This window comes from Streptomyces sp. NPDC020489 (assembly GCF_044386545.1).
In the GTDB taxonomy this organism is placed as follows: domain Bacteria; phylum Actinomycetota; class Actinomycetes; order Streptomycetales; family Streptomycetaceae; genus Streptomyces.
Genome location: NZ_JBIRUZ010000010.1, coordinates 181,793 through 207,887 on the forward strand (window position 1 = coordinate 181,793; position 26,095 = coordinate 207,887).

The window sequence follows — 26,095 nt, forward strand, 5'->3', positions numbered from 1 at the left end:
TGAGCGCCCTTCCAGCCGCGCATGGTTGGATGCGAAGAAGAGGGTGTCCGGGGGCAGTGGCCAGCCCACTGAACGGAACTGGCAGGCGGGAATCGTGAGGATCTTCGGCAAGGGACGGCACCGGCCCTCCGCCTCCTGGCGGCAGGCCACAGACCGCGCGTTCACGCTGATCGGCGACGGTCGGTACGAGGACGCGGGCGCGCTGCTGACGCGCGCCGCCGACCTGGAGCCCTGGCTGTCGGAGTCCTGGTTCAACCTCGCCCTGCTGCACAAGTTCCGGCACGACTGGGAACAGGCCCGCGCGGCCGGTCTGCGGGCCGTCGCCCTGCTCGACAGGGAGGCGGGCGCACCCGACTGGTGGAACGTCGGCATCGCGGCCACCGCGCTCCAGGACTGGCCGTTGGCCCGGCGGGCCTGGCAGGCCTACGGGCTGCGGGTGCCGGGCGGCGCCGCGGACTCCGGCGAGCCGGTCGGCATGGACCTCGGCAGCGCCGCGGTACGGCTGTCGCCGGAGGGCGAGGCGGAGGTGGTCTGGGGCCGCCGTCTCGACCCCGCGCGCATGGAGGTGCTGTCGATCCCCCTGCCGTCCTCCGGGCGGCGCTGGGGCGAGGTCGTGCTCCACGACGGGGTGCCGCACGGGGAGCGGACCACCGCCGCCGGGCACTCGTACCCCGTGTTCGACGAGATCGAGCTGTGGGCGCCCTCGCCGGTGCCGACGTGGGTGGTCCTCCTGGAGGCGGCCACCGAGGCGGACCGGGACGCGCTGGAGCAGCTCGCGGCCGACGCCGGGTTCGCGGCGGAGGACTGGTCGTCGTCGGTGCGGCTGCTGTGCCGGATGTGCTCGGAGTCCCGGATGCCCTCGGACGAGGGGGACGGAGAGCATCTGGATCCGCATGACCACAGCGAGCCGGGACACCCGGGGCCGCTGGGGCATCGGACCGACGGGCAACTGTGGGTGCCGGAGCGGGAGTGCGGGGTGGCTGCGCCGGCTGGGCTGGTCCGGGGGTTGCTGGACGGGTGGGTCGCGGACAGTCCGGATTCCCGGGACTGGCGGGATCTGGAAGAGGTCTGTTAGGTCGCCTTTCGGCTGCGGGCCGGTGGGGGCTGGGCGCGCAGTTCCCCGCGCCCCTGAAGGGGCGCGTCCACGTACCCTGTATCAGCAACTTCACCCCTGATTGTTTAGAAAGGCATCGTCGGTCATGGCGCAGCAGGACACCGATCAGCAGCACGCGGGCGTGCTCCCCGTGGACGACGAGGGCTTCGTCATCGACACCGAGGAGACCGAGGAGCGGGAGAACGGCTGGCGGGAGCGGGGCACCTCGCGGCCCATCACCGTCGTCGGCAACCCGGTGCTGCACAAGGAGTGCAAGGACGTCACCGAGTTCGGCGCGGAGCTGGACCAGCTGATCGCGGACATGTTCGCCTCGCAGCGCACCGCCGAGGGCGTGGGCCTGGCCGCCAACCAGATCGGCGTCGACCTGAAGGTCTTCGTGTACGACTGCATGGACGACGAGGGCACCCGGCACGTCGGGGTGGTCTGCAACCCCAAGCTCGTGGACCTGCCCGCCGAGAAGCGTCGGCTGGACGACAGCAACGAAGGCTGCCTGTCCGTGCCGACCGCGTACGCGCCGCTCGCCCGGCCCGACTACGCCGAGGTGACCGGGCAGGACGAGAAGGGCAACCCGATCCGGGTCCGCGGCACCGGCTACTTCGCCCGGTGTTTGCAGCACGAGACCGATCACCTCTACGGGTACCTCTACATCGACCGGCTCTCCAAGCGTGAACGCAAGGACGCGCTGCGGCAGATGGCCGAGAACGAGCCCCGCTACCCCGTGGTCGCCAACGACTGAGACCGACCGGGGTCCCACAAGTCCCTCGCGCACGGCGTCTGTTCGGGTTCACCTTCCTGACCAGGCGCCGTTCGTCTGTCCGTCGCACGTTCGATCGCATGTGCTCCCTTGATGATCCAGAATCAGTCACACAAGGGGAGAATCTCGGCACCGTGGGGTAGTGAATGGTGCAAATCCATTCCCAGATCGGTCAGTTGTGGTGCTGAATGGGAAGTGCGGGGATACGCAACGGCGCACGCCCGGCACGGCGGGAGGGGTGTGCGCAACTGGCGGCTGAGAGGGGTTAGTTCGTGCACGCTTTCTCACACGGCACCACATCGACACCGGCAGTGATCGCGGTTCCACCGTCGCTCTCTCTCCCGGTGATCGAGGCGGCGTTTCCCCGGCAGCTCCACCCGTATTGGCCCCAGCTCCAGGAGAAGACACGCACCTGGCTGCTCGAAAAGCGGCTCATGCCGGCGGACAAGGTGGCGGAATATGCCGACGGTCTTTGCTACACGGACTTGATGGCGGGCTACTACCTGGGCGCCCCCGACGAGGTCCTCCAGGTGATAGCGGACTACAGCGCGTGGTTCTTCGTCTGGGACGACCGGCACGACCGCGACATCGTCCACCACCGCCCCGCGGCCTGGCGCAGGCTCAGATACCGGCTGCACGCGGCACTCGACTCCCCCGAGGAGCACCTGCACCACCAGGACCCCCTGGTCGCCGCGTTCGCCGACAGCATGGTGCGGCTCTACGCGTTCCTGCCCGGTACCTGGAACGCGCGGTTCGCCCGGCATTTCCACGCGGTGATCGAGGCGTACGACCAGGAATTCCGCAATCGCACCGAGGGCACGGTGCCGACCGTCGAGGAATACCTCGCCCTGCGCCGCCTCACCTTCGCGCACTGGATCTGGACCGATCTGCTGGAGCCGAGCGCGGGCCAGGAACTCCCGGACCGCGTACGGAAACACCCGGCATATCGGCGGGCGGCGCTGCTGAGTCAGGAATTCGCCGCCTGGTACAACGACCTCTGCTCGCTGCCGAAGGAAATAGCGGGCGACGAGGTGCACAATCTCGGGATCAGTCTCATCAAACACGAGGGACTGACTCTGGAGCAGGCGGTCGTGGACGTGCGGCGGCGCGTCGAGGAATGCGTCACGGAATTCCTCGTGGCCGAGAAGTCCGCCCTGCGACTGGCCGCCTCGCTCGACGACGGCACCGTGCGCGGAAAAGACCTCAGCGCCGCCGTGCGGGCCTGTGTCGGCAATATGCGCAACTGGTTCAGCACCGTCTACTGGTTCCACCACGAGTCCGGCCGCTACATGGTCGACAGCTGGGACGACCGGTCCACGCCCCCGTACGTCAACAACGAAGCGGCAGGTGAGAAATGACCGTCGAGTCTGTGAAGCCCGAGGCCCCGCTGTCCCCGGCGACCGGACTGCGTGAGCCGGTGCTCGCGGGCGGGGGAGTCCCCCTGCTCGGGCACGGCCTGAGGCTGCTGCGCGACCCGCTGGCCTTCATGTCGGCCCTGCGCGACCACGGCGACGTCGTACGGCTCAAGCTCGGCCCCAAGACGGTCTACGCCGTCACCACGCCCGCCCTCACCGGGGCGCTGGCCCTCAACCCCGACTACGTCATCGACGGGCCGCTGTGGCAGTCCCTGGAGGCCCTGCTGGGCAAGGAGGGCGTGGCCACCGCCAACGGCCCGCGGCACCGGCGCCAGCGGCGCACCATCCAGCCCGCGTTCCGGCTCGACGCGATCCCCGGGTACGGGCCGATCATGGAGGAGGAGGCGCACGCGCTCACCACGCGCTGGCGGCCCGGCGAGACCATCGACTGCACCTCGGAGTCCTTCCGGGTGGCCGTGCGCATCGCGGCCCGCTGTCTGCTGCGCGGTGACTTCATGGACGAGCGCGCCGAGCGGCTGTGCGTCGCCCTCGCCACCGTCTTCCGCGGTATGTACCGGCGGATGGTGGTCCCCCTCGGGCCGCTCTACAACCTGCCCCTGCCGCCCAACCGCAAATTCAACGCGGCCTTGGCCGATTTGCATCTCCTCGTCGACGAGATCGTCGCCGAACGCCGTGCGTCTGGTCAAAAGCCGGACGATTTGCTGACGGCATTGCTGGAGGCGAAGGACGACAATGGCGACCCCATCGGGGAACAGGAGATCCACGACCAGGTGGTCGCCATCCTCACCCCCGGCAGCGAAACGGTGGCCTCCACGATCATGTGGTTGCTGCAAGTCCTGGCGGAACACCCGGAACACGCGGACAGGGTGTGCGCGGAGGTGCAATCCGTAACAGGCGGCCGCCCTGTCGCATTCGAGGATGTCCGGGCGCTCACCCACACGAACAATGTCGTCGTCGAGGCCATGCGTTTGCGGCCCGCCGTATGGATATTGACGCGCCGGGCGGTCGCCGACACGGAACTCGGTGGGTACCGCATTCCGGCCGGTGCCGACATCGTGTACAGCCCGTACGCGATCCAGCGCGACGCGAAGTCCTACCCGGGCAACCTGGAGTTCGACCCCGACCGCTGGCTCCCGGACCGGGTCAAGGAGGTGCCGAAATACGCCATGAGCCCGTTCAGCGTGGGCAACCGCAAGTGCCCGAGCGACCACTTCTCCATGGCGCAGCTGACGCTGATCACGGCGGCGATCTCGGCCAGGTACCGCTTCGAGCAGGTGGAGGGCTCCGACGACGGCACCCGGGTGGGCATCACGCTGCGTCCGCACAAACTGCTGCTGCGGCCCGTGGAGAGGTGAGGCTCAGGCCGCTTCCCCGCCCGCCTCGGGGCCCCTGAAGGCCCGTCGGTAGGCGTTCGGGGTGGTGCCCAGGGTGCGCACGAACTGGTGGCGCAGTGCGGCCGCGGTGCCGAACCCCGTCCGGCCCGCGACCGCGTCCACCGTCTCGTCCGTGGCCTCCAGCAGGTGCTGGGCCAGCAGCACGCGCTGGCGCAGGATCCAGCGGTACGGCGTGGTGCCGGTCTCCTGCTGGAAGCGGCGGGCGAAGGTGCGCGGCGACATGAGGGCGCGGGCGGCGAGCTGCTCGACGGTGACCTCCTCGTCGAGGTGCTCTTCCATCCACACCAGCACCTCGCCCACGGTGTCGCAGGAGGAGCTGGGCAGCGGCCGCTCGATGTACTGCGCCTGCCCGCCGTCCCGGTGCGGCGGCACCACCATCCGCCGGGCGATCTTGTTGGCGATCTCGGGCCCCTGTTCCTTGCGCACGATGTGCAGGCAGGCGTCGATGCCGGCCGCGGTGCCGGCGGAGGTGATCACCGGGTCCTCGTCGACGTACAGGACGTCGGGTTCGATGAGCGCCCGGGGATTGCGGACGGCGAGTTCGTCCGCCTGCCGCCAGTGCACACTGCACCGCCGCCCGTCGAGCAGCCCGGCGGCGCCGAGCACGAAGACGCCGGAGCAGACGCTGAGCACCCGGGCGCCCCGGTCCACGGCCCTGCGGAGCGCGTCGAGCAGCTCGGGCGGATAGTCCCGCTCGACGTAGTCCGCCCCCGCCGGCACGGCGATCAGGTCGGCCTCCTCCAGCCGCTCCAGCCCGTAGGGCGTGCCGACGGTGAGGCCGCCGACATGGGTGGAGAGCGAGGGGCCCTCGGCCGAGGCGACCCCGAAGTCGTACGTCGGCAGCCCCTCGTCGCTGCGGTCGATGCCGAACACCTCGCAGATCACCCCGAGTTCGAAGGGGTGCACACCGTTGAGCAGGACGGCCGCCACGTTCTTCAGCATGCCGTCCAGTGTGCCTCGGCAGTGGCAGTAAATCGAGGGTGTACGGCAGTACTGCCACTGTTTGACAGGAGCGTCCGGCGCGAGAGTGGTGTCATGACTACCGCACAGACAGAGGGGCTGATCGGAATGCTGTTCGTCCTCGGAATCCTCGTCCTGCTCGTCGCGCCCGCGGTCACCGGCGTCCTCCGCGACCGGCGCATCGACCGCCAGATCAGGCAGGCGGAGCTGAACCGCGCGGGGGCCGTCGCGCCTCGCGCCCGCCGGGAGCGCCGCGGCTACCTCACCACCACGGTGACCCACCACTCCTGAATTCCCTGGCACGCGATGCGGCCCGTTCCGGTGGCGCACAGGGGCCGGGACGACGCGAGCCGGACCGTGCCGCGGGAGACCGCCTCGAACGCGGCGTTCGCGTCGCCGGGCAGCAGGACGACGCCGCTGTTGGCGGCCTCCAGCCCGGCACCCTCGACGGTGACCGGCTTCCAGGGACGGTTCTTCTCCCCGTCCAGGCCGACCCGGACCGTGCCGCCCACCCGCAGGCAGACCGTACGGCCGCGGTCGGCGGCGTGCAGCTCCGGCACGGGCGGGCAGCCGGACGGCGACACCGCTCCACCGCTGTCGTTACCGGCCCCGGTGCCGCACCCCGCCAGCAGCAGGGCCACGACGGCCAGACTCCCTGTACGGCGCATGACGCATCCCTCCTCACCGCTCTGACGTATCAGCGGCGAGGAGGGATCCATGGCGTACGGAGGATCGTGCCGGGAGGCGGCGGGGGCGGGGGCGGACTCTGCCGCGCCCCGCGTGCCGCACCGTGACCCTAGAAGTCCTCGTCCAGGTCGACCGTGCCCTCCACGGCGACCTGGTAGGCCGACGGCCGCCGCTCGAAGAAGTTGGTCAGCTCCTGGACGCCCTGGAGCTCCATGAAGGAGAACGGGTTCTCGGAGCCGTAGACCGGGGCGAAGCCGAGGCGGGTGAGGCGCTGGTCGGCGACGCACTCGAGGTACTGGCGCATCGACTCGGTGTTCATGCCCGGCAGGCCGTCACCGCACAGGTCGCGCCCGAACTGAAGCTCCGCCTCGACGGCCTCCCTCAGCATGTCCGTGACCTGCTGCTGGAGCTGGTCGTCGAAGAGCTCCGGCTCCTCCTTGCGGACGGTGTCGACGACCTCGAAGGCGAAGGACATGTGCATGGTCTCGTCACGGAACACCCAGTTGGTGCCGGTGGCGAGGCCGTGCAGCAGACCCCGGCTGCGGAACCAGTAGACGTACGCGAAGGCGCCGTAGAAGAACAGGCCCTCGATGCAGGCCGCGAAGCAGATCAGGTTCAGCAGGAAGCGTCGGCGGTCCGCCTTCGACTCCAGGCGGTCCAGCTTCTCGACCGAGTCCATCCACTTGAAGCAGAACTCGGCCTTCTCGCGGATGGAGGGGATGTTCTCCACCGCCGCGAACGCGGCCGTGCGGTCCTCCGGGTCGGGGAGGTAGGTGTCGAGCAGCGTCAGATAGAACTGGACGTGGACCGCTTCCTCGAAGAGCTGGCGGCTCAGGTACAGCCGCGCCTCCGGGGAGTTGATGTGCTTGTACAGCGTCAGCACCAGGTTGTTCGCGACGATCGAGTCGCCGGTCGCGAAGAAGGCCACGAGACGGCCGATGAGGTGCTGCTCGGCCGGGGTGAGCTTCGCCAGGTCGGTGACGTCCGAGTGGAGGTCGACCTCCTCGACGGTCCAGGTGTTCTTGATCGCGTCCCGGTAGCGCTCGTAGAAGTCCGGGTAGCGCATCGGGCGGAGGGTCAGCTCGAAGCCCGGGTCGAGCAGGTTCTTGGCTTCGGTGGTCATTACTGGCAGGCCTCGCAGGACTCGGGGTTTTCCAGGGAGCAGGCGACCGCGTCCTCAGGGGTGGCCTGGGGGACGGGGACCGTCGCCTGTGCGGCGCGGGCGATCCTGGTCGCCGGGCGCGAGCGCAGGTAGTACGTCGTCTTCAGCCCGGACTTCCAGGCGTAGGCGTACATCGAGGAGAGCTTGCCGATGGTCGGCGTCTCCAGGAAGAGGTTCAGGGACTGGGACTGGTCCAGGAACGGGGTGCGGGCCGCCGCCATGTCGATCAGGCCGCGCTGCGGGATCTCCCACGCCGTGCGGTACAGGTCGCGGACGTCCTGCGGGACCCAGGTGAAGCCCTGCACCGAGCCGTTGGACTCGCGCAGCGCCTCACGGGTCTGCGCGTCCCAGACGCCGAGCCGCTTCAGCTCGGCCACCAGGTAGGAGTTGACCTGGAGGAACTCGCCGGACAGCGTCTCGCGCTTGAACAGGTTGGACACCTGCGGCTCGATGCACTCGTACACGCCCGCGATGGAGGCGATGGTGGCCGTCGGGGCGATCGCCAGGAGCAGGCTGTTGCGCATGCCGACCGCGGCGATCCGCTCCCGCAGGGCCGCCCAGCGCTCCGGCCAGGTCAGGTCGACGTCGTAGTGGTCGGGGTGCAGGACACCGCGGGCCGTGCGGGTCTTCTCCCAGGCCGGCAGCGGGCCGTTGCGCTCGGCGAGGTCGGCGGAGGCCTCGTACGCGGCGAGCATGATGCGCTCGGCGATACGGGTGGACAGGGCGCGGGCCTGCGGGGAGTCGAAGGGCAGGCGCAGTTTGAAGAAGACGTCCTGGAGGCCCATCGCGCCCAGGCCCACCGGGCGCCAGCGGGCGTTGGAGCGGCCCGCCTGCTCGGTCGGGTAGAAGTTGATGTCGACGACACGGTCCAGGAAGGTCACCGCGGTGCGGACGGTCTCGTCCAGCCGCTCCCAGTCGATGTCGTCGCCCACGACGAAGGCGCCGAGGTTGACGGACCCCAGGTTGCAGACCGCCGTCTCGCCGTCGTCGGTGACCTCCAGGATCTCCGTGCACAGGTTGGAGGAGTGGACGACGTGGCCCGCCTCGGCGGTCTGGTTGGCGGTGCGGTTGGCGGCGTCCTTGAAGGTCATCCAGCCGTTGCCGGTCTGCGCGAGGGTGCGCATCATGCGGCCGTACAGGTCACGCGCCGGGATGGTCTTCCTGGCGAGGCCGTTCGCCTCGGCCTTGCGGTACGCCGCGTCGAACTCCTCGCCCCACAGGTCGACCAGCTCGGGCACGTCGGACGGGGAGAACAGGGACCACTCGGCGTCGGCGTTCACGCGGCGCATGAACTCGTCCGGGACCCAGTGCGCGAGGTTCAGGTTGTGCGTACGCCGGGCGTCCTCACCGGTGTTGTCCCTGAGCTCCAGGAACTCCTCGATGTCGGAGTGCCAGGTCTCCAGGTAGACCGCGGCGGCACCCTTGCGCCGGCCGCCCTGGTTCACCGCGGCGACCGAGGCGTCGAGGGTCTTCAGGAACGGGACGATGCCGTTGGAGTGCCCGTTGGTGCCCCGGATCAGCGAACCGCGGCTGCGGACGCGGGAGTACGACAGTCCGATGCCGCCGGCGTGCTTGGAGAGGCGGGCGACCTGGTGGTAGCGGTCGTAGAGGGAGTCCAGCTCGTCCTTCGGGGAGTCGAGGAGGTAGCAGGACGACATCTGGGGGTGCCGGGTACCGGAGTTGAACAGGGTGGGGGAGGAGGGCAGGTAGTCCAGGCGGCTCATCAGCCGGTAGAGCGCGGCGACCTCGTCCACGGCCCGTGCCGTGTCGTCCTCGGCGAGGCCGGACGCCACCCGCAGCATGAAGTGCTGGGGCGTCTCGATGACCTGGCGGGTGATCGGGTGCCGCAGGAGGTAGCGGCTGTGCAGGGTGCGCAGGCCGAAGTAGCCGAAGCGGTCGTCGCCGTCCGGGTCGATCAGCGCGTCCAGACGTTCCGCGTGCACCCGTACGAACTCCGCCGTGCGGTCGGCGATCAGGCCCTCGCGGTGGCCGACCGCGACCGACTCGGTGAAGGACGTGACGCCCTGCGAGGCGGCCTCGGCGGCGATGCCGATCGTCAGCAGCCTGGCGGCCAGCCGGGAGTAGGCGGGGTCCTCGGAGATCAGCCCGGCGGCCGCCTCGGTGGCCAGCTCGCGCAGCTCCGCCTCGTCGGCCCGGGCCGACCGGCCGCGCAGCGCGGCGGCGGCGACGCGTCCGGGGTCGGCGTCGGGAAGGTCGGCGGTCAGCTCGGTCAGGGTCCGCAGCAGCGCGGTACCGGGACCGTCCTCGTCCGCGGCGGCGATGCTGGTCGCTGAAGCCGGGTCGGCTGGCGCGATGGTCACGTGGGGGCACTCCCTCGCTCGGCACGGGGCCTTGCGGAGGGCAGGGGGCAGCACACGAGCGCACGCGGCGTCGCGTCCACCGGCCCACTCCACGAGGCCCGGACGTCATGGCACCCGGGCCACGGCGGCCTGGGCGCACTGTCGACAGGTCCTCGGACTGACTCTCATGTGCGCGAACATGGGGGTGTTTGCACGCATGAGTACACCGTTGCGGGACAGTTCCGGATTCGCACCGGATTCCCCTGCGACGACAGCGAGCATGAGCATACATCTTGTGTCGGGTTCGGTTGGCACCCCCAGATGTTGTGTCGCGGCGACTTCGGAGCGTGTCAGAACGTCAACTCATAGGTGACGAGCGTGAAGTCGTCGCCCTCGATCGGGCGCCAGTCGCGCTCGGGGGCGCGGACGAAGCCGAGGCGCTCGTAGATGCGGCGGGCGGCGTGCATGACCGGCTGGGTCGACAGGACCAGGCCGGTGCAGCCCTCGGTGGCCCTGGCGCGCTCGACACAGGCGCGCACGAGGGCTTCTCCGGCGCCCCTGCCGCGGGCCGCGCGGGCTACGGCGAGCATCCGGATCTCGGCCTCCTCGGGGCGGGCGCGTTCGGCCATGGGCCCGCCGGCCGGGGAAACGTAGGTGACGGTGCCGACGGGATCGCCGCCCAGGGTGGCCACCAGGACGTCCGCCGCGGCGGCACGCTTGGCGACATCCCTGAGTTCGCCGAGGTACCAGTCGCTGCCGCCGAAGACGAGGAGACCGTCCAGGAGATAGGCCTGGGCCGTGATCTCGCCGATGGCGGCGTATTCGCCGGGTTCCGCTGCCCGGATCTCGATGTCCATGAGGGCGAGTGTGCACCACGGGCACGACAACGGGCCGCCGGATGTACCGACGGCCCGTTGAACAGCGCGGTTCTCAGAGCGGGTTGGGACTCAGTGCGTTTGGGCCTCGGCGTGAGTTGGGCCTCTGTGCGGGGCAGGCCTCAGTGCGAGGTGCCCGCCGTCGCCGGAGGCAGCTCCACCTCGACGCCCGGGTCGCCCGCGTCCGCCGTGTAGTCCGCCGGGCTCGTCTCGTCAACGCCCTCGGGGGCCTTCGCGGCCCTCAGGACGAACGTCAGCACCACCGTGACCACCACGTTGAGGACGAAGGCCGTCAGGCCGATGTAGCCGATCTCGCCGATGCCCGGGATCTCCTTCGACGAGCCGCCGAAGTGCTTCTGGGTCGGGGAGGCGACCCCGTACGCGGCGAGCGTGCCGTAGACCATGCCGACCGCCCAGCCCGCGAGCAGCGCCCAGCGGTGGAACCAGCGGGTGAACAGGCCGCCGACCAGGGCCGGGAAGGTCTGGAGGATCCAGATGCCGCCCAGCAGCTGGAAGTTGATCGCGACGGTCTTGTCCATGGTGAGGACGAAGACCAGGGCGCCCACCTTCACCAGCAGTGAGACCAGCTTGGAGACCTTGGTCTCCTGCTGGGGCGTCGCGTCCGGCTTGATGAAGTCCTTGTAGATGTTGCGGGTGAAGAGGTTCGCCGCCGCGATCGACATGATCGCCGCCGGGACCAGCGCGCCGATGCCGATCGCCGCGAACGCCACACCCGCGAACCAGTCCGGGAACATGTCCTCGAAGAGCTGCGGGATCGCCAACTGGGGGTTGGTGACGTCGACGTTCGCCGCGATCGCCATGAACCCGAGCAGCGCGAGCAGGCCCAGCATCAGGGAGTACAGCGGCAGGATCGTGGTGTTGCGGCGGATCACCTCACGGCTCTTGGAGGAGAGCGTCGCGGTGATCGAGTGCGGGTACATGAAGAGCGCGAGCGCGGAGCCCAACGCCAGCGTGGCGTACGTCCACTGGCCCGCCTCGGGCGGCACCAGCCCGCCCGCCTTGGCGGCCGTGTACTTCTCGTTCGCCGCGCCGAAGATCTCGTCGAACCCACCCAGCTTGATCGGGATGTAGATGATCGCCACCGCGATGACGACGTAGATCAGCGTGTCCTTCACGAACGCGATCATCGCCGGGGCGCGCAGACCCGAGGAGTAGGTGTACGCCGCCAGCACACCGAAGGCGATCAGCAGCGGGAGGTCCTTGACGAACCAGTTGGTGTCCTCGCCGCCGCCGACGCCCATCACGTCCAGCACCGCCTGGATGCCGACGAGTTGGAGGGCGATGTACGGCATCGTCGCCAGGATGCCGGTGACGGCGACCGCGAGCGACAGGCCCTTCGAACCCCACCGGCCGCGCACGAAGTCCGAGGTCGTCACATAGCCGTGCTTGTGCGAGACCGACCACAGGCGGGGCAGGAAGGTGAAGATCAGCGGGTAGACGAGGATCGTGTACGGCACCGCGAAGAACCCGGCCGCGCCCGCCGCGTAGATCGCCGCGGGGACGGCGACGAAGGTGTACGCGGTGTAGAGGTCGCCGCCGAGCAGGAACCAGGTGATCCAGGTGCCGAACGAGCGGCCGCCCAGGCCCCATTCGTCCAGGGTGTGCTCGTTCTCGGCCTTGCGCCAGCGCGAGGCGAGGAAGCCCATGACCGTGACGGCCAGGAAGAAGAGGATGAAGACGGTGAGTGCCACGCCGTTGACGTCGTTCTTCACTGCGCGCCACCCCCCTTGCGGGCGCGCTGGTCACGCTGCCACAGCTTGTACGCGATCATCGTCAGCGCCGTGGAGATGAGCACCCACGCCATCTGGTACCAGTAGAAGAACGGGATGCCGCCGAAGGTCGGGTCGACCTTCGCGTACGACCCCACCCAGAGCATCGCCACGAAGGGCGCGAGCAGGCAGAGGGCGATGACCACCCGGACCGGTGTCACCACCGGTGGTCTGGCCTCGGGCGATTCTGATGACATGCGGCGGCTCCGATCCCTCACTGATCACCGTGAACGCGCAGGCAATCTAGGTCACGGTGTGACAGCAGTGGAAGACCTCGTCCGCATATCGGTATGTCGATTCGGTGAAGGTCCGGACGGCGATGGTTCGGACGTTCGCGGTACACACGGCGCGGTCCTCCCGTCCTTATGGGGACAGGAGGACCGTAGAGCGTGGGTCTCAGTCCGTGGGCCGCTTGAGGCGGGCCACGAACTTGTACCGGTCCCCGCGGTACACCGACCGCACCCACTCCACCGGCTCGCCGTCCTTGTCGAAGGAGTGCCGGGACAGCATCAGCATCGGCAGGCCGACGTCGGTGCCGAGCAGGCCGGCCTCGCGCGGGGTGGCCAGCGAGGTCTCGATGGTCTCCTCGGCCTCGGCGAGATGGACGTCGTAGACCTCGGCCAGCGCCGTGTAGAGGGACGTGTACTTGGCAAGGGACCTGCGCAGGGCCGGGAAGCGCTTGGCGCTGAGGTGGGTCGTCTCGATGGCCATCGGCTCACCGTTGGCCATGCGCAGCCGCTCGATGCGCAGTACCCGGACGCCCGCGGTGATGTCGAGCAGCTCGGCCAGCCGGTCGTCGGCGGTGATGTAGCCGATGTCCAGCAGCTGCGAGGTGGGTTCGAGGCCCTGGGCGCGCATGTCCTCGGTGTACGAGGTGAGTTGGAGCGCCTGGGAGACCTTCGGCTTGGCGACGAAGGTGCCCTTGCCCTGGATGCGTTCGAGGCGGCCCTCGACGACGAGTTCCTGGAGGGCCTGACGGACGGTGGTGCGCGAGGTGTCGAACTCGGCGGCGAGCGTGCGCTCGGGGGGTACCGGGGTGCCGGGTGACTGGGTCTCCGTCATGTCCAGCAGGTGCTTCTTCAGACGGTAGTACTTGGGCACGCGCGCGGTGCGGACGCCCGCCCCGCCCTCGCTCTCAGCACTGCTGACGTCGGTGCTCATGGTCTGCCTTCCCGGCTCCGGATGCGGGTCACCTCGTGATCCCTTCTGTATACCGTCGCCGCCTCTTTTGGTCTAGTCCACAGAGGCGAGTGGTCTAGCGGAAGAGAGTACTCCGGCGGCGCCCTTTTCGCTGGCTTCTTACTTAAAGGTTCCTGCATATGTAGGTCGCATAACGGCTGGTCAGGGCGTATTCGACCACCCTTGACAGGCCCCATGGTCTGGGCCAAGCTCCCGGTACTGGTCTACACCATTGGTCCAGAACCCAGCTCCATGGGTGGGGGGTGTGGGCATCCCTGAGGAGGGTGGCGTGAAGCGCAAGCTCGTAGCCGCGATCGGTATCGCGGGCATGATGGTCTCCATCGCGGCGTGTGGTGGCGACGACGGCGGCAGCTCGGACAACAGCGGCGCCGACGCCAAGGAACTGACCGTCTGGCTCACCGTGGACGCGCAGAACAACTGGCCCGACCTGGTGAAGGCCGCCGACGCCGCGGTGACCAAGAAGCACCCCGGCATCAAGATCAAGCACGAGTACTACGGCTGGCCGGACAAGAACGCCAAGCTCGACGCGGTCCTCGCCACCGACAAGGCCCCCGACGTCGTCGAGATGGGCAACTCCGAGATGCTCGGCTACATGGTCAAGGGTGCCTTCGCCCCCGTCGACGCGGCTGACTTCGACAACTCCGGGGCCTGGCTGGACGGCCTGAAGACCTCGGTGACCTACGAGGGCAAGACCTACGGCGTCCCCTACTACGCCGGTGGCCGCGTCGCCAACTGGCGCAAGGACCTCTTCGCCTCGGTCGGCGTCAAGTCCACGCCGAAGAACTACGACGAGCTCACTGCCGCCCTGGACAAGGTCCAGAAGAAGCAGGGCGACAAGTTCAGCGCCTGGTACCAGCCCACCCGTGACTGGTACGCGGCCATGTCCTTCGTCTACGACGCCGGCGGCTCCATCGCCGTCGAGTCCGGCGGCAAGTGGAAGGCCAACCTGTCCTCGCCCGAGTCCATCAAGGGCCTGAAGGCGTTCCAGAACGTCGTCGACACCTACATGCACGGCGACAAGACCAAGGACGAGTCCGACCGCTACATCGTCTACGGCCAGGGCAAGTCCGGCATGATCTTCGCCCCCGCGTGGGAGGGCGCCACCGCCGCGGCCAAGGAGAACGACAAGACCGGCAAGCTCGAGGGCAACGTCGAGAACTTCGTGATGCCCGGCCCGTCCGGCAAGAACCTCCCCGTCTTCCTGGGCGGCTCCGACCTCGCCATTCCGGTGAAGTCCGACGCGCAGGCCGTCGCCGCCGAGTGGATCAACGCCCTCACGGGCTCCACCGGCCAGAAGGGCCTGATCGCCAAGGGCAACCTGCCCAACAACAAGACCGACCTCGCCACCCTGAAGAACGACCCGGCGACGGCGGTCCCGGCCACCGCGGCCGAGTCCAACTGGTTCGTGCCCATGGCGCCGGGCTGGGGCCAGGTCGAGAAGGCCCAGGTCCTGCAGACCATGCTGCAGTCCATCGGCACCGGCAAGAAGTCCGTCGAGGACGCCGCGAAGGAGGCGGACGCCGCGATCGACAAGGTCATCAACACCAAGTGACCACCGGCGGGGCCCTGTCGAGACCGACGGGGCCCTGCTTCTCGTACGACCTGAGGGACCGCTGAGGAGCGCGCGGATGAGTGCCGCAGACACGACCACTGCCAAAGTGCCGCCGACGCGGCAGTCACCACCGCCGGCACCGGCCGCGGCGAGGAAGCCACCCGGAGGCCGGGGCTCGGGCGCCGGCACGCCCTGGCTGCTGCTCGCCCCCTGCCTGCTGATCCTGGCCCTCGTCCTCGGCTATCCGCTGGTCCGCCTGGTCACCCTGTCCTTCCAGGAGTTCGGGCAGTCCCAGCTGTGGGGCTTCAAGCCGGCCGAGTCGGTCGGGCTCGACAACTTCACCAAGGTGCTGGGCGACGGCGAGTTCTGGGCGGTCGTCGCCCGCACCATCGTCTTCGCGGCCGGCTGCGTCATCTTCACCATGGTCGCCGGCATGCTGATCGCGCTGCTGCTCCAGCGGGTCTCCGGCTGGGTGAAGACCCTCGTCAACATCGCCCTGGTGGCCAGCTGGGGCATGCCGATCATCGTCGCCACCACGGTCTTCAAGTGGCTCTTCGACGCGGACTACGGCATCCTCAACGCGCTGCTCAGCAAGTTGCCCGGCGTCGAGATGGTCGGCCACAACTGGTTCGCGAGCGGACCGCAGGGCCTGGCCGTGATCATGCTGCTGGTGGTCTGGGGAGCCGTCCCCTTCGTCGTGATCACCCTCAGCGCCGGGCTCACCCAGGTCCCGGCCGAACTGGAGGAGGCGGCCCGCCTCGACGGCGCGGGCGCCTGGGGCGTCTTCCGTTTCGTCACCCTCCCCATCCTCAAGCCGATCATCGTGATGCTCACGACCCTGTCGGTCATCTGGGACATGGGCGTCTTCCCGCAGGTCTTCGTGATGCGCAACGGGCACCCGGAGGCCGAGTTCCAGCTCCTCACCACCTACTCCTACGACCGTGCCTTCGTGGTCAACGACTACGCCCAGGGCTCGGCGATCGCCCTGCTCACCGTGCTGCTCCTGCTCGGCGTGGTCGCGGTCTACATGCGCCAGATGCTGAAGATCGGAGACGTCGAATGACCAGCGTGAGCACGATCGCCACGGCGGGGCGCGGCTCGGAGAAGGTCGCGGGAGACTCGGGGCGCCGCTCGCAGGGCCGCTCCAAGCACCGGAAGTCCAAGGCCGGCTGGAACCTCCTCGGGCTCCTCGTCTTCGTCACCGCGGGCTTCCCCGTCTACTGGATGCTCAACACGGCCTTCAAGCCGGCCAAGGACGCCATCGACCCGGACCCGAGCCTGCTGCCGACCGGCATCACCTTCTCCAACTTCGACCGGGCGCTGCACATCGCCGACTTCTGGGGCCCGGTCGGGCGCAGCCTGATCGTCTCCGTCTCGGTGGTCGCGATCGGCGTCGTCATCGGCCTGCTGGCCGCGCTCGCCATCTCCCGGTTCGCCTTCCGCGGCCGCAAGATCGTGATCGTCGGCATCCTGGCGGTCCAGATGGTCCCGCTGGTCGCCATGATCATCCCGGTCTTCCTGCTCCTCAACGACCTGGGCCAGTACGACCGGCTGTCCGGCCTGGTCCTCACCTACCTGACCTTCATCCTCCCCTTCACGGTGTGGACGCTGCGCGGCTTCATCGTCAACATCCCCAAGGAACTGGAGGAGGCGGCGATGGTCGACGGTTGCAGCCGCACCACCGCCTTCATCCGCGTGGTCTTCCCGCTCCTGGCCCCCGGCATGGTCGCCACCTCGGTCTACGGCTTCATCCAGGCCTGGAACGAGTACCTCTACGCCCTCATGCTGCTCAGCCAGGAGAACCAGACCGCGACCGTGTGGCTGGGCAACTTCACCACCAAGCACGGCACCGAGTACGCCCCGATGATGGCCGGCTCCACCCTGATGGCCGTGCCGATCGTCGTCCTGTTCCTGCTCGTCCAGCGCAAGATGGCCGCGGGGCTGACCGCCGGCGCCGTGAAGGGATAACGCCACCCGATGACGACTTTCGCCAGCGGTACGGACACGCTCACCCGTGACGCCCTGACCGTCCTCCAACCCGGCTTCACCGGCACCACCGCCCCCGACTGGCTGCTGCGCCGCCTCGGGGAGGGCCTGGCCTCGGTGGGCCTGTTCGGCCGCAACATCGCCACCCCCGACCAACTGGCCGCCCTCACCGCCCAGTTGCGCGCCGAGCGCGACGACGTCCTGGTCGCCATCGACGAGGAGGGCGGTGACGTGACCCGCCTGGAGGTGCGCAGCGGCTCCTCCTTCCCGGGCAACCACGCGCTGGGCGCGGTGGACGACGTGGAGCTGACCCGCGAGGTCGCCTCCGAACTCGGGCGCCGCCTCGCCGCCTGCGGCGTCAACCTCAACTGGGCCCCGTCGGCCGACGTGAACTCCAACCCGTCGAACCCCGTGATCGGCGTCCGCTCCTTCGGCGCCTCCGCCGACCTCGTCGCCCGGCACACGGCCGCCTACGTCACCGGCCTCCAGTCGGCCGGAGTCGCCGCCTGCACCAAGCACTTCCCGGGCCACGGCGACACCGCCGTCGACTCCCACCAGGCCCTGCCCCGCATCGACGCCGACGCCGCGATCCTGCGGGAACGCGAGCTCACCCCGTTCCGCGCCGCCATCGCCGCCGGCTCCCGCGCGATGATGAGCGCCCACATCCTCGTCCCGGCCCTGGACCCCGACCACCCGGCGACCCTGTCCCGCAAGGTGCTCACCGACCTCCTGCGCGGCGAACTCGGCTACGACGGCCTGATCGTCACCGACGGCATGGAGATGCAGGCCATCGCCGGCACCTACGGCATCGAGCGCGGCAGCGTCCTCGCGATCGCCGCCGGCGCGGACGCGATCTGCGTGGGCGGCGGCCTCGCGGACGACGAGACGGTACGCCGTCTGCGCGACGCGTTGATCTCGGCCGTCCGCTCGGGCGAGCTCCCCGAGGACCGCCTCGCCGACGCGGCTGAACGGGTACGGTCCCTGGCCCGCTGGACGGCGACGGCCTCGGCGTCCTCCGCGTCCTCGGCGGCCGGCACCGAGTCGGGGGCCGACCCGGAGGTGGGCCTGCGTGCGGCCCGCCGCGCCCTCACCCTGACCGGCGCCGAGCACTTCACCCCCCTCACCGCCCCGCCCTTCGTCGCCTCCTTCACCCCGGTCGTCAACTTCGCGGTGGGCGACGAGACCCCCTGGGGCGTGGCCGCGGAACTCTCCCGCCTCCTGCCGGGCACGGAGACCGGCAGCTTCGTCGGCGACGGTGCCGGCATGGCGGCCCTGGCGGCGGCCGGACCCCGCCGCATCGTCGCCGTGGTCCGCGACGAACACCGCCACCCGTGGATGGCGGCGGCCCTGAACAGCCTCCTGCGCTCCCGCCCCGACACCATCGTGGTGGAGATGGGCGTCCCCCAGTCCCCACCGCGCGGCGCCCTGCACATCGCGACACACGGCGCGGCGAGGGTCTGCGGAAGAGCCGCGGCGGAGACCATCGCGGGGGAGTAGCGCCGAGCGGGCTACGACGTGCCGGGCGCCGGTCTCCTGGGAGGGGAGGGGCGCCCGGCAGTGCCTTTCAGGGGCGCGGGGGAGCCGGCGGGGGAAGGTGTCCGTCGGGCGTGACGCCGAGGGCCGCTCCGAGCACCTCGCCCTCGGCCTGCTCGCGGAACCGCGGGTGCGGGGAATCGGGGCCGGACTCTGCCTGTCGGCGGCGGGAGAGGCGGCGGCGCCTCCCTCTGCCCGTCGGCGGCGGCAAGAGAGGCGGCGCCGACCGCCTCTGTCTGTGAAGGGTGGGGTCGCCAGCGCTTGGCCGGCCTTCAAGGGGCGGGCGGATCGGCGCCCCGCTCTGTCTGTCCCCGCGCAGGGAGTTTCCGTGCCCGACCGTGTCTGCCGCGGGCGGGGCCCGGCGCCCGGTTCTGCCCCTTAAACGGCGCGCGGCGAACCGCGCGCGCCGGACGCAGCCGGCGCGCGGTCCGCCGGTCCCTCTCAGATCCCCTGCCACTCCGGCTTGTTGGCGAAGGTGTGCCGGAAATAGTCCGCCAGCTTCAACTTGGACGCGGCTCCCTCGTCCACGACGACCGTCGCGTGCGGATGCAACTGGAGCGCCGAGGCAGGGCACACCGCGGCGACCGGCCCCTCCACCGTCGCCGCCACCGCGTCCGCCTTGCCCTCACCCGTGGCCAGCAGGACCAGGTGCCGGGCCTCCAGGATCGTCCCGATCCCCTGCGTGATGACGTGGTGCGGTACCTGGGCGATGTCCCCGTCGAAGAAGCGCGCGTTGTCCACCCGGGTCTGCTCGGTCAGCGTCTTGATCCGCGTCCGCGAGGCCAGCGAGGAGCACGGCTCGTTGAACCCGATGTGCCCGTCGGTCCCGATCCCGAGCAACTGCAGATCCACGCCCCCGGCACTCGCCAACGCCGCGTCGTACGCCTCGCACGCCGCCTGCACGTCCTCGGCGGTGCCGTCCGGGCCCATGAAGGCGTCCATCCCGATACCCAGCGGCTCCAGCACCTCCCGGCGCAGCACCGACCGGTAGGACTCCGGGTGCTCGGCGGGCAGCCCCACGTACTCGTCGAGCTGAGCGATCCGCGCCCGTGAGGCGTCCACCGCACCGGCCCGCACCTTCGCCGTCAGCGCCTGGTAGATGGGCAACGGCGTCGAGCCGGTGGCCACCCCCAGCAGTGCGTCGGGCTTGCGCCGCAGGAGCCGCGCCATGGCCTCGGCGATGAGCTCGCCGCCCGACTTGGCGTCCGGAACGATGACAACTTCCACGCTGGGCCTGCCGATCTGAAAGGCGGTAGATGAGGGTGACAGCTGCGTCTGTGTGGTTTAGACCAATTTAACAGAATCAGCTTTCCCTGCCCAGGTGAAGCGGACCGCACGGGAGGGCCAGAACCAGGTGTCGACAAGGTGCCGAGCGGGCCGGGCCACGCCCCCCGTGGACCCCGGCGCAAGGGTCCGCGATGCCGGGAGAGTGCGACGGGGGGAAGCCCCGCCGCCAGCCCCCGCCACCAGCCCGGCCCGCCAGTGGGCCCGTCCCCTCAGGTGAGTGAACCCCCCGTCACGTCCACCCAGCTCCCCGTCACCCACCGTCCCCCGTCGGACGCCAGGAACGCCACCACGTCGGCGACGTCCGAGGTCTCACCGACCCGGCCCAGCGCCGCCAGTGAGGCGGCCTGGGCCCAGCCGTCCTCGGTGCCGTGGAGGAGTTCCGCGGTGTTGTCGGTGTCGATGATCCCGGGCGCCACCGAGTTCACGGTGATCCCGCGAGGGCCCAGCACCTTGGACAGGTCCCGGCTGAAGACGTCGAGGGCGCCCTTCGTCATCGCGTACGACATGAGATGCGGCATCGCCGCGGTCCGGGCGAGGCCGGAGGATATGTTGATGATCCGGCCGCCGTCCCGCAGTCGGCCGAGGCCGTGCTGGACGATGAAGTGCGGTGCCTTCACGTTCACCGCGAAAACCTTGTCGTACTCCTCCTCGGAGATCTCCTGGAGCGGGGACGTCGTGCCGATGCCGGCGTTGTTCACCAGGATGTCCAGTCCGTCCGCGTGCCGGTCGAACTCCTTCCACAGGGTCTCAACGTCCCCTGGCAGTCCCAGCTCCGCCCCGATCGCGAACGCCGAACCGCCCGCCTCCTCGATCGCGGCGACCGTCTCCTTCGCCGCCGTCTCGTTCCGGCCGTAGTGCACCGCGACCCGCGCCCCCTCGCGCGCCAGCCGCTCGGCGATCCCGCGTCCGATGCCCCTGCTCGCCCCCGTGACGAGAGCGGTCCTGCCCGCAAGCATGCCTGTGTCCACGCCCATGTCGGCGCCCCTCCGTAATTTCCTAGCGGTCGCTACAGAAAGAACGTACAACACGGCATCGCGCTTTTTCTAGCGCCCGCTCTACAATTCACTCCATGGTGAGCGGTGAGAAGACGAAAGCGCAGGCCGGCGAGGTCGCGGCCCTCTCCGGGGAGCGGACCGGGCCACCGCCCAGGCCCCGTGGCCGTCCCCGCTCCTTCGATCGCGCCACCGCGCTGGAGAAGGCGATCCTCGCCTTCTGGGAGCACGGCTACGAGGCCACCTCCGTCTCCGACCTCACCCGCGTGATGGGCATCGGCGCCCCGAGCCTGTACGCCGCGTTCGGTGACAAGCAGGCACTGTTCGCGGAGGTCGTCCAGGAGTACGGCACGCGGTACGGCTCCTTCGGCGACCGCGCGCTCGCCGAGGAACCCACTGCCCGATCCGCCGTCGAGCGGATGCTGCGGGAGGCGGCCGTCGAGTACACCGCCCCGGGCCGGCCGCACGGCTGTCTCGTCGTCCACGCGGCCACCAACTGCACCAGCCCGGAGGTGGAGGCGTCCCTGCGGGATCGGCGCAACGCCAACATCGCCGCCGTCGAGACCCGGATCAGGACCGGCATCGCGGCGGGGGAGCTGCCCGCGGACACCGATGCCGCGGCGCTCGCCCGGCATACCGGGGCGATGATCCAGGGCATGTCCCAGCAGGCGCGGGACGGGGCGAGCAGGCAGGAACTGGAAGCCCTCGCGGAAATTGCCATGGCCATCTGGCCGCGCACATGAACCCACACGGGTTAGGCTGCGTGGTGGATACCAGGGCGTCCGATCAGTTCTCCAGCGGGGTTCGAGGCGGTTCGCGGACCCTCGGGGAACTGACAACAACAAACAGCCTCGAACGCGTGGACACATCGAGTGGTCTAGTCCACAATGCGTACAGAGAAGTAAAAACGCGGACCTCCGTCTTCCCCGCACAGGAAGGCGGACCGAGGAACCGGTGCTCTCTGCCCTGACTGCCCCGGCTCCTCATCCTCGGCCGACCGGGACCGCACACCCCGCGGCCGATATTGCTCCGGGCTGCGGTGCCGAGAGGGTTGAGGGTCCCTCTCAGGCGCCGCGGCCCGCGGGTGTTTTCAGACCCCGTGGCTCGAGCCGTTGAGAGCGGCTCGGGAAGTGTCTGGGTGGACCCGAAGCCCCTGCGCGGCCTCACGCGGCCGATTTCCGACCCTGTCCGTACCGCCAGGTACGCTCGCACCCGTGCCCTCCATGAACGAACTGGTCCGCCAGCACACCGCGCTCGACGACTCCGACCTCGAGTGGCTCCATCTGCTGGTCTCGGAGTGGCAGCTGCTCTCCGACCTCTCCTTCGCCGACCTCGTCCTGTGGGTCCCCACCCGGGACGGCGCGCGCTATGTCTCCGTGGCCCAGATGCGGCCCAACACCGGACCCACCTCCTACCAGGACGACATGGTCGGCCACCTCGTCCCACGCGGCCGCCGCCCCCTGCTGGACGCCGCGCTCGACGAGGGCCGGATCGTGCGCGAGGGCGACCCGGAGTGGCGCGAGGAGGTCCCCGTACGGGTCGAGTCGATCCCCGTACGACGGGAGGGCCGGGTCCTCGGTGTCATCGCGCGCAACACCAACCTGCTCACCGTGCGCACCCCGAGCCGCCTCGAACTCACCTATCTCCAGAGCGCGTCGGACCTGGCGCAGATGATCGCGGCCGGATCCTTCCCGTTCGCGAACCAGCAGATGGACATGGACGCCGCCCCGCGCGTCGGCGACGGCCTCATCCGCCTCGACGCCGACGGCGTGGTCCAGTACGCCTCCCCGAACGCGCTCTCCGCCTACCACCGTCTCGGCCTCGCCTCCGACCTGGTCGGCCACCACCTCGGCAGGACCACCGCCGAACTCGCCCCGACCCGCGGTCCGGTGGACGAGGCGCTCGCCAAGGTCGCCAGCGGCTGGGCCCCCCGCGAGTTCGAGATCGAGTCCGGCGACGGGGTCATCCAGTTCAGGGCCATTCCGCTCAAGCCCAAGGGCATCCGCATCGGTTCGCTGGTGCTCCTCCGGGACGTCACCGAACTGCGGCGTCGCGAGCGTGAGTTGATCACCAAGGACGCCACCATCCGGGAGATCCACCACCGGGTGAAGAACAACCTCCAGACGGTGGCCGCCCTGTTGCGCCTCCAGGCCCGCCGAATCGAGTCCGACCGCGGTCGCGAGGCACTGGAGGAGGCGGTGCGCCGGGTCGGATCGATCGCGATCGTGCACGAGACGCTGTCTCAGAACCTGGACGAGCGCGTGGAGTTCGACGAGATCGCCGACCGGGTGCTCGCGATGGTCGCCGAGATCTCGCCGGGCAAGGTCACCGGCCGGCGCACCGGACGCTTCGGCATCCTCGACGCCGAGGTCGCCACACCGCTGTCGATGGTGCTGACCGAGATCCTCCAGAACGCCCTGGAACACGGCTTCCGCGAGGGTGAGACCGGCACGGTCGAGGTCTCGGCCGTCCGCGGCGGCACCACGAAGGAGGCCCGCCTGCTCGTCACCGTCCAGGACGACGGCGTCGGCCTGCCCGAGGGCTTCGACCCGCACACCGGGGGCAACCTCGGACTGCAGATCGTACGGACGCTGGTGGAGGGCGAGTTGGGCGGGACGTTCGACATGGTCCCGGCGCCCGAGCGGGGGACCCGGGTCATCCTGGACGTCCCGGTGAGTGCGAACAAGTAGGTCTGAAACGGCCGGTGTTCAGTACCCGGGCACAGCAAGAAGCCCCGGACCTGATGGGGTCCGGGGCTCGAATGCTCGTTGCCAGCTTGTGCTGCGCATCGGGGGTACTGCGCGCTGCGGCTCGGGGGCGGGAGATGCGTACTCGCTGTACGCGCCGCCAAGCTCAGGCGGGGTGGGTGTGTCAGGCAGAGGCCTGACGGGCCCGGTTGCGGGCGGCACGGCGCTTCATCGCGCGACGCTCGTCCTCGCTGAGACCACCCCAGACGCCGGAGTCCTGGCCGGACTCGAGCGCCCACTGCAAACACTGCTCCATGACGGGGCAGCGGCGGCAGACGGCCTTGGCTTCCTCGATCTGCAGCAGCGCAGGACCGGTGTTGCCGATGGGGAAGAAGAGCTCGGGGTCTTCCTCGCGGCAAACGGCGTTGTGACGCCAGTCCATGGCTGCTACCTCTCCTTGGTATTACGTGCAAGTTGCTTGTGAATGTGAACGCTTTCACGAATCCCTCAACAAGTGAAGGGCCGACCGTCAGGCTTCCCTGGCGTGGTCCTGGTTTTGTAGAGGGGTTCCGGTGATCTGTGGAGCCGGTGTTGCGGGCTGTCCCGATCGCCACGTAGAGACTCGCAAACCTCAGCGGCGGATACAACCCCTTCCGGAAAGTTTTTTTTGATTCCTCGGTGTCGACTAGGTCACAGCCGTACTTCCATGGGGTGGATGCTGGCCTAAACGTTCGAGTGAAAGGACTTTAGCCCCTTCTGCTCACACAATCACACGCAGTGCACGGCGTACGCCTGTGAACGTCACGCTCGTACGCAGCCCTAGGTGGTCGCCGTCCATCTGAAGGGGGAGGGGCACCTTCGAATGCAAGGTGAACCGGTCCAGGTCGTGCAGGGAGACGGCGTGCTTGCCGTGCGGGCCCCGCTCGGGGGACGAAGTGAGCAACTGGGTGCCATACCGGGCAACCGCGGTCGTCGTCATACGGCTGAGACCGAGTACGTCGAGGCCTTTATCGAACGAGGCCTTAGGCGACGCGTACATCGGGTGATTGCCCAGGAACGTCCACGGCGAAGTGTTCGACACTATGGAGAGGACCAGATCCGTCACCGGATCCGCACCGGAGCGTTCCAGTGTGATGGTGCCGTGGCGGCGGTGCGTCTCGCCGAAGAACTGGCGCAGGGCCTGGCGGACGTAGAGCGCGTGGGTGGATTTCCTGCCCCGCTCGCGATGCTGCTCCACCCGGCCGACGACACCGGCGTCGAAACCGAGTCCGGCGTTGAAGGTGAACCAGCGGGAGGGGACCGCCTCGTCCTCGGTGCCCGGTGTCCCGGACGTCAGACCGAGGCCGACGGTCCGCTCGCTGCCCTCGCGCAGGGCGTCCAGCAGGGCGCCGGTCGCCTCGACGGCGTCGTTGGGCAGGCCCAGTGCGCGGGCGAAGACGTTGGTGGAACCGCCGGGGACCACGGCGAGACGGGGGAGCCGCTCCGGATCGGGGCCGGCGTGCAGCAGTCCGTTGACGACCTCGTTCACCGTGCCGTCGCCGCCGAGGGCGACGATCAGGTCGACGTCCCGGCTCTCCGCCGCCAGCCGTCCCAGGTCGCGCGCGTGGCCTCGGTACTCGGTGGTGACCGCCTCGAGCTTCATCTCGCTCGCGAGCGCGTGGATCAGCACATCGCGCGTACGTGCGCTTGTGGTGGTAGCTGCCGGATTGACCACGAGAAGTGCACGCATGAGTTGCAGCGTACCTACTGGGTGGTACCCGGCACAGGTCGAGGTAGGGATCACGTAAGAGATCCCACGTGAACCTCGCCACGGCCGCCCCCTGATTCCGCCGGGCGCCCCCCTTGATCCGCAGGGTGCGCCGCGGGCTCCGCGGGGGCGGTACGGGGGCGTGCGGTCGGTCGTCGAGAGACGGGCCGGGGCCGTCGTAGAAGCGCTCGAACCCGGCACCTGGGGCGGTGGGCCGGCGGATACCCTTCAAGGGTGACCAGTGAGCAGATGCCCGTATCCGAGGAGACCGTCGGTCCGCGGCCGCGGCGGTTGACGTATGCCGCCGCGCTGGCCGGGCTGGAGGGGCTCGCGCTGGTGGTCGGGGGTGTCTGGATGCTCGTGGAGGGGTTCACGGGCGATGCGGACCACCGGCAGACCGCCGTCACCGGCGGAATCACCGTGATCGTCCTCGCCCTGCTGCCGCTGCTCGCCGCGCGTGGGCTGCTCGCCCGCCGCAGCTGGAGCCGAGGGCCCGCCGTCATCACGCAGATCCTGGCGCTGCCCGTGGCCTACAACCTGCTCCAGGCCGACAGTGTGGCCATCCCGGTGGGCATCGCGCTCGCGGTCGTCGCGGTCACCGCGCTCGTGCTGCTGATCAACCCCGAGACGACCCGGGCCCTCGGGATCCGCGGGCCCGGCAACACCGGCGGCGCCGAGAAGTAGGCCCCGGCCCCGCTC

At 69.7% G+C, this 26,095-nt stretch carries 24 protein-coding genes and 1 riboswitch; of the genes, 12 read left to right on the top strand and 12 right to left on the bottom strand.

The genetic code is table 11. From position 1 onward, the window contains the following. The first annotated feature begins 94 nt into the window (after positions 1 to 94). The 4 genes from ACH41F_RS26615 (at position 95) to ACH41F_RS26630 (ending at position 4,599) form a co-directional block, all read left to right on the top strand. Positions 95 to 1,075, top strand: coding sequence for a tetratricopeptide repeat protein (locus ACH41F_RS26615; protein WP_391232931.1), 981 nt, complete (start codon positions 95 to 97; stop codon positions 1,073 to 1,075). Between the two features lie 124 nt (positions 1,076 to 1,199). Beyond that, entirely contained in the window at positions 1,200 to 1,850 is a 651-nt protein-coding gene (gene def, locus ACH41F_RS26620) for a peptide deformylase (RefSeq protein ID WP_398837810.1), read from the top strand. A 290-nt stretch (positions 1,851 to 2,140) separates the two neighbouring features. Continuing rightward, positions 2,141 to 3,226 carry an epi-isozizaene synthase gene (cyc1, locus tag ACH41F_RS26625; RefSeq protein ID WP_391232927.1) on the top strand — a complete coding sequence of 362 codons (1,086 nt, stop codon included), beginning with the start codon at positions 2,141 to 2,143 and terminating at the stop codon, positions 3,224 to 3,226. Beyond that, the gene (locus ACH41F_RS26630) at positions 3,223 to 4,599 is read left to right on the top strand and encodes a cytochrome P450 (RefSeq protein WP_391232924.1); all 1,377 of its coding nucleotides are present in this window, start codon (positions 3,223 to 3,225) and stop codon (positions 4,597 to 4,599) included. The genes cyc1 and ACH41F_RS26630 overlap by 4 nt, the downstream gene beginning before the upstream one ends. A gap of 3 nt (positions 4,600 to 4,602) precedes the next feature. Here the strand turns inward: ACH41F_RS26630 and ACH41F_RS26635 are convergent, their stop codons facing one another. Then, on the bottom strand, positions 4,603 to 5,580 hold the full coding sequence (locus tag ACH41F_RS26635; RefSeq protein ID WP_391232921.1) for a helix-turn-helix domain-containing protein: 978 nt from the start codon (positions 5,578 to 5,580) through the stop codon (positions 4,603 to 4,605). A 93-nt stretch (positions 5,581 to 5,673) separates the two neighbouring features. On the opposite strand from ACH41F_RS26635, the gene ACH41F_RS26640 reads away from it, so the two are divergent. Then, positions 5,674 to 5,889, top strand: a complete 216-nt coding sequence (locus tag ACH41F_RS26640; RefSeq protein WP_398837813.1) for a hypothetical protein — start codon at positions 5,674 to 5,676, stop codon at positions 5,887 to 5,889. Here ACH41F_RS26640 and ACH41F_RS26645 read toward each other — a convergent pair. From ACH41F_RS26645 to ACH41F_RS26675, 7 genes are all read right to left on the bottom strand, one after another. Beyond that, the gene (locus tag ACH41F_RS26645) at positions 5,856 to 6,266 is read right to left on the bottom strand and encodes a hypothetical protein (protein WP_398837815.1); all 411 of its coding nucleotides are present in this window, start codon (positions 6,264 to 6,266) and stop codon (positions 5,856 to 5,858) included. The two genes, ACH41F_RS26640 and ACH41F_RS26645, sit on opposite strands and share 34 nt — an antisense overlap. 128 nt (positions 6,267 to 6,394) lie before the next feature. Next, on the bottom strand, positions 6,395 to 7,408 hold the full coding sequence (locus tag ACH41F_RS26650) for a ribonucleotide-diphosphate reductase subunit beta (RefSeq protein ID WP_391232914.1): 1,014 nt from the start codon (positions 7,406 to 7,408) through the stop codon (positions 6,395 to 6,397). Then, on the bottom strand, positions 7,408 to 9,768 hold the full coding sequence (locus tag ACH41F_RS26655) for a ribonucleoside-diphosphate reductase subunit alpha (protein ID WP_398837816.1): 2,361 nt from the start codon (positions 9,766 to 9,768) through the stop codon (positions 7,408 to 7,410). The genes ACH41F_RS26650 and ACH41F_RS26655 overlap by 1 nt, the downstream gene beginning before the upstream one ends. Positions 9,769 to 9,915: 147 nt before the next feature. Beyond that, a riboswitch (cobalamin riboswitch) is annotated at positions 9,916 to 10,010 on the bottom strand. A gap of 87 nt (positions 10,011 to 10,097) precedes the next feature. Continuing rightward, positions 10,098 to 10,604, bottom strand: a complete 507-nt coding sequence (locus ACH41F_RS26660) for a GNAT family N-acetyltransferase (protein ID WP_391232908.1) — start codon at positions 10,602 to 10,604, stop codon at positions 10,098 to 10,100. Positions 10,605 to 10,744: 140 nt separating this feature from the next. Continuing rightward, positions 10,745 to 12,355: a monocarboxylate uptake permease MctP gene (gene mctP / locus ACH41F_RS26665; RefSeq protein WP_398837817.1), complete on the bottom strand. Its 1,611-nt coding sequence runs from the start codon at positions 12,353 to 12,355 to the stop codon at positions 10,745 to 10,747. Further along, on the bottom strand, positions 12,352 to 12,609 hold the full coding sequence (locus ACH41F_RS26670; protein ID WP_398837818.1) for a DUF3311 domain-containing protein: 258 nt from the start codon (positions 12,607 to 12,609) through the stop codon (positions 12,352 to 12,354). Before ACH41F_RS26670 ends, mctP begins: the two co-directional genes overlap by 4 nt. A gap of 199 nt (positions 12,610 to 12,808) precedes the next feature. Further along, the gene (locus tag ACH41F_RS26675) at positions 12,809 to 13,573 is read right to left on the bottom strand and encodes a UTRA domain-containing protein (protein ID WP_391232901.1); all 765 of its coding nucleotides are present in this window, start codon (positions 13,571 to 13,573) and stop codon (positions 12,809 to 12,811) included. A 307-nt stretch (positions 13,574 to 13,880) separates the two neighbouring features. On the opposite strand from ACH41F_RS26675, the gene ACH41F_RS26680 reads away from it, so the two are divergent. The 4 genes from ACH41F_RS26680 (at position 13,881) to ACH41F_RS26695 (ending at position 18,647) form a co-directional block, all read left to right on the top strand. Then, the gene (locus tag ACH41F_RS26680; protein WP_398837819.1) at positions 13,881 to 15,164 is read left to right on the top strand and encodes an extracellular solute-binding protein; all 1,284 of its coding nucleotides are present in this window, start codon (positions 13,881 to 13,883) and stop codon (positions 15,162 to 15,164) included. Between the two features lie 76 nt (positions 15,165 to 15,240). Beyond that, entirely contained in the window at positions 15,241 to 16,227 is a 987-nt protein-coding gene (locus ACH41F_RS26685; RefSeq protein WP_391232897.1) for an ABC transporter permease subunit, read from the top strand. 14 nt (positions 16,228 to 16,241) lie between these two features. Beyond that, the gene (locus ACH41F_RS26690; RefSeq protein ID WP_398837913.1) at positions 16,242 to 17,132 is read left to right on the top strand and encodes a carbohydrate ABC transporter permease; all 891 of its coding nucleotides are present in this window, start codon (positions 16,242 to 16,244) and stop codon (positions 17,130 to 17,132) included. A gap of 9 nt (positions 17,133 to 17,141) precedes the next feature. Further along, positions 17,142 to 18,647 carry a glycoside hydrolase family 3 protein gene (locus ACH41F_RS26695; RefSeq protein ID WP_398837821.1) on the top strand — a complete coding sequence of 502 codons (1,506 nt, stop codon included), beginning with the start codon at positions 17,142 to 17,144 and terminating at the stop codon, positions 18,645 to 18,647. A 477-nt stretch (positions 18,648 to 19,124) separates the two neighbouring features. Here ACH41F_RS26695 and nagB read toward each other — a convergent pair whose 3' ends face one another. Continuing rightward, positions 19,125 to 19,910: a glucosamine-6-phosphate deaminase gene (nagB, locus tag ACH41F_RS26700; RefSeq protein WP_391232893.1), complete on the bottom strand. Its 786-nt coding sequence runs from the start codon at positions 19,908 to 19,910 to the stop codon at positions 19,125 to 19,127. Between the two features lie 269 nt (positions 19,911 to 20,179). Beyond that, positions 20,180 to 20,944, bottom strand: a complete 765-nt coding sequence (locus ACH41F_RS26705) for an SDR family oxidoreductase (RefSeq protein WP_391232891.1) — start codon at positions 20,942 to 20,944, stop codon at positions 20,180 to 20,182. 95 nt (positions 20,945 to 21,039) lie between these two features. On the opposite strand from ACH41F_RS26705, the gene ACH41F_RS26710 reads away from it, so the two are divergent. Continuing rightward, positions 21,040 to 21,705, top strand: a complete 666-nt coding sequence (locus ACH41F_RS26710) for a TetR family transcriptional regulator (protein ID WP_391232889.1) — start codon at positions 21,040 to 21,042, stop codon at positions 21,703 to 21,705. Positions 21,706 to 22,185: 480 nt separating this feature from the next. After that, entirely contained in the window at positions 22,186 to 23,652 is a 1,467-nt protein-coding gene (locus tag ACH41F_RS26715; RefSeq protein ID WP_391233020.1) for a histidine kinase N-terminal domain-containing protein, read from the top strand. Between the two features lie 181 nt (positions 23,653 to 23,833). On the opposite strand, the gene ACH41F_RS26720 is transcribed toward ACH41F_RS26715, so the two are convergent. Further along, the gene (locus ACH41F_RS26720; RefSeq protein ID WP_016639615.1) at positions 23,834 to 24,091 is read right to left on the bottom strand and encodes a WhiB family transcriptional regulator; all 258 of its coding nucleotides are present in this window, start codon (positions 24,089 to 24,091) and stop codon (positions 23,834 to 23,836) included. 318 nt (positions 24,092 to 24,409) lie between these two features. Next, complete coding sequence (locus ACH41F_RS26725; protein ID WP_398837823.1) at positions 24,410 to 25,378, bottom strand: diacylglycerol/lipid kinase family protein; 969 nt, start codon at positions 25,376 to 25,378, stop codon at positions 24,410 to 24,412. Positions 25,379 to 25,630: 252 nt separating this feature from the next. Here ACH41F_RS26725 and ACH41F_RS26730 point away from each other — a divergent pair, with 252 nt between their 5' ends. Continuing rightward, positions 25,631 to 26,080 carry a hypothetical protein gene (locus ACH41F_RS26730; protein ID WP_391232885.1) on the top strand — a complete coding sequence of 150 codons (450 nt, stop codon included), beginning with the start codon at positions 25,631 to 25,633 and terminating at the stop codon, positions 26,078 to 26,080. Positions 26,081 to 26,095 lie beyond the last annotated feature (15 nt).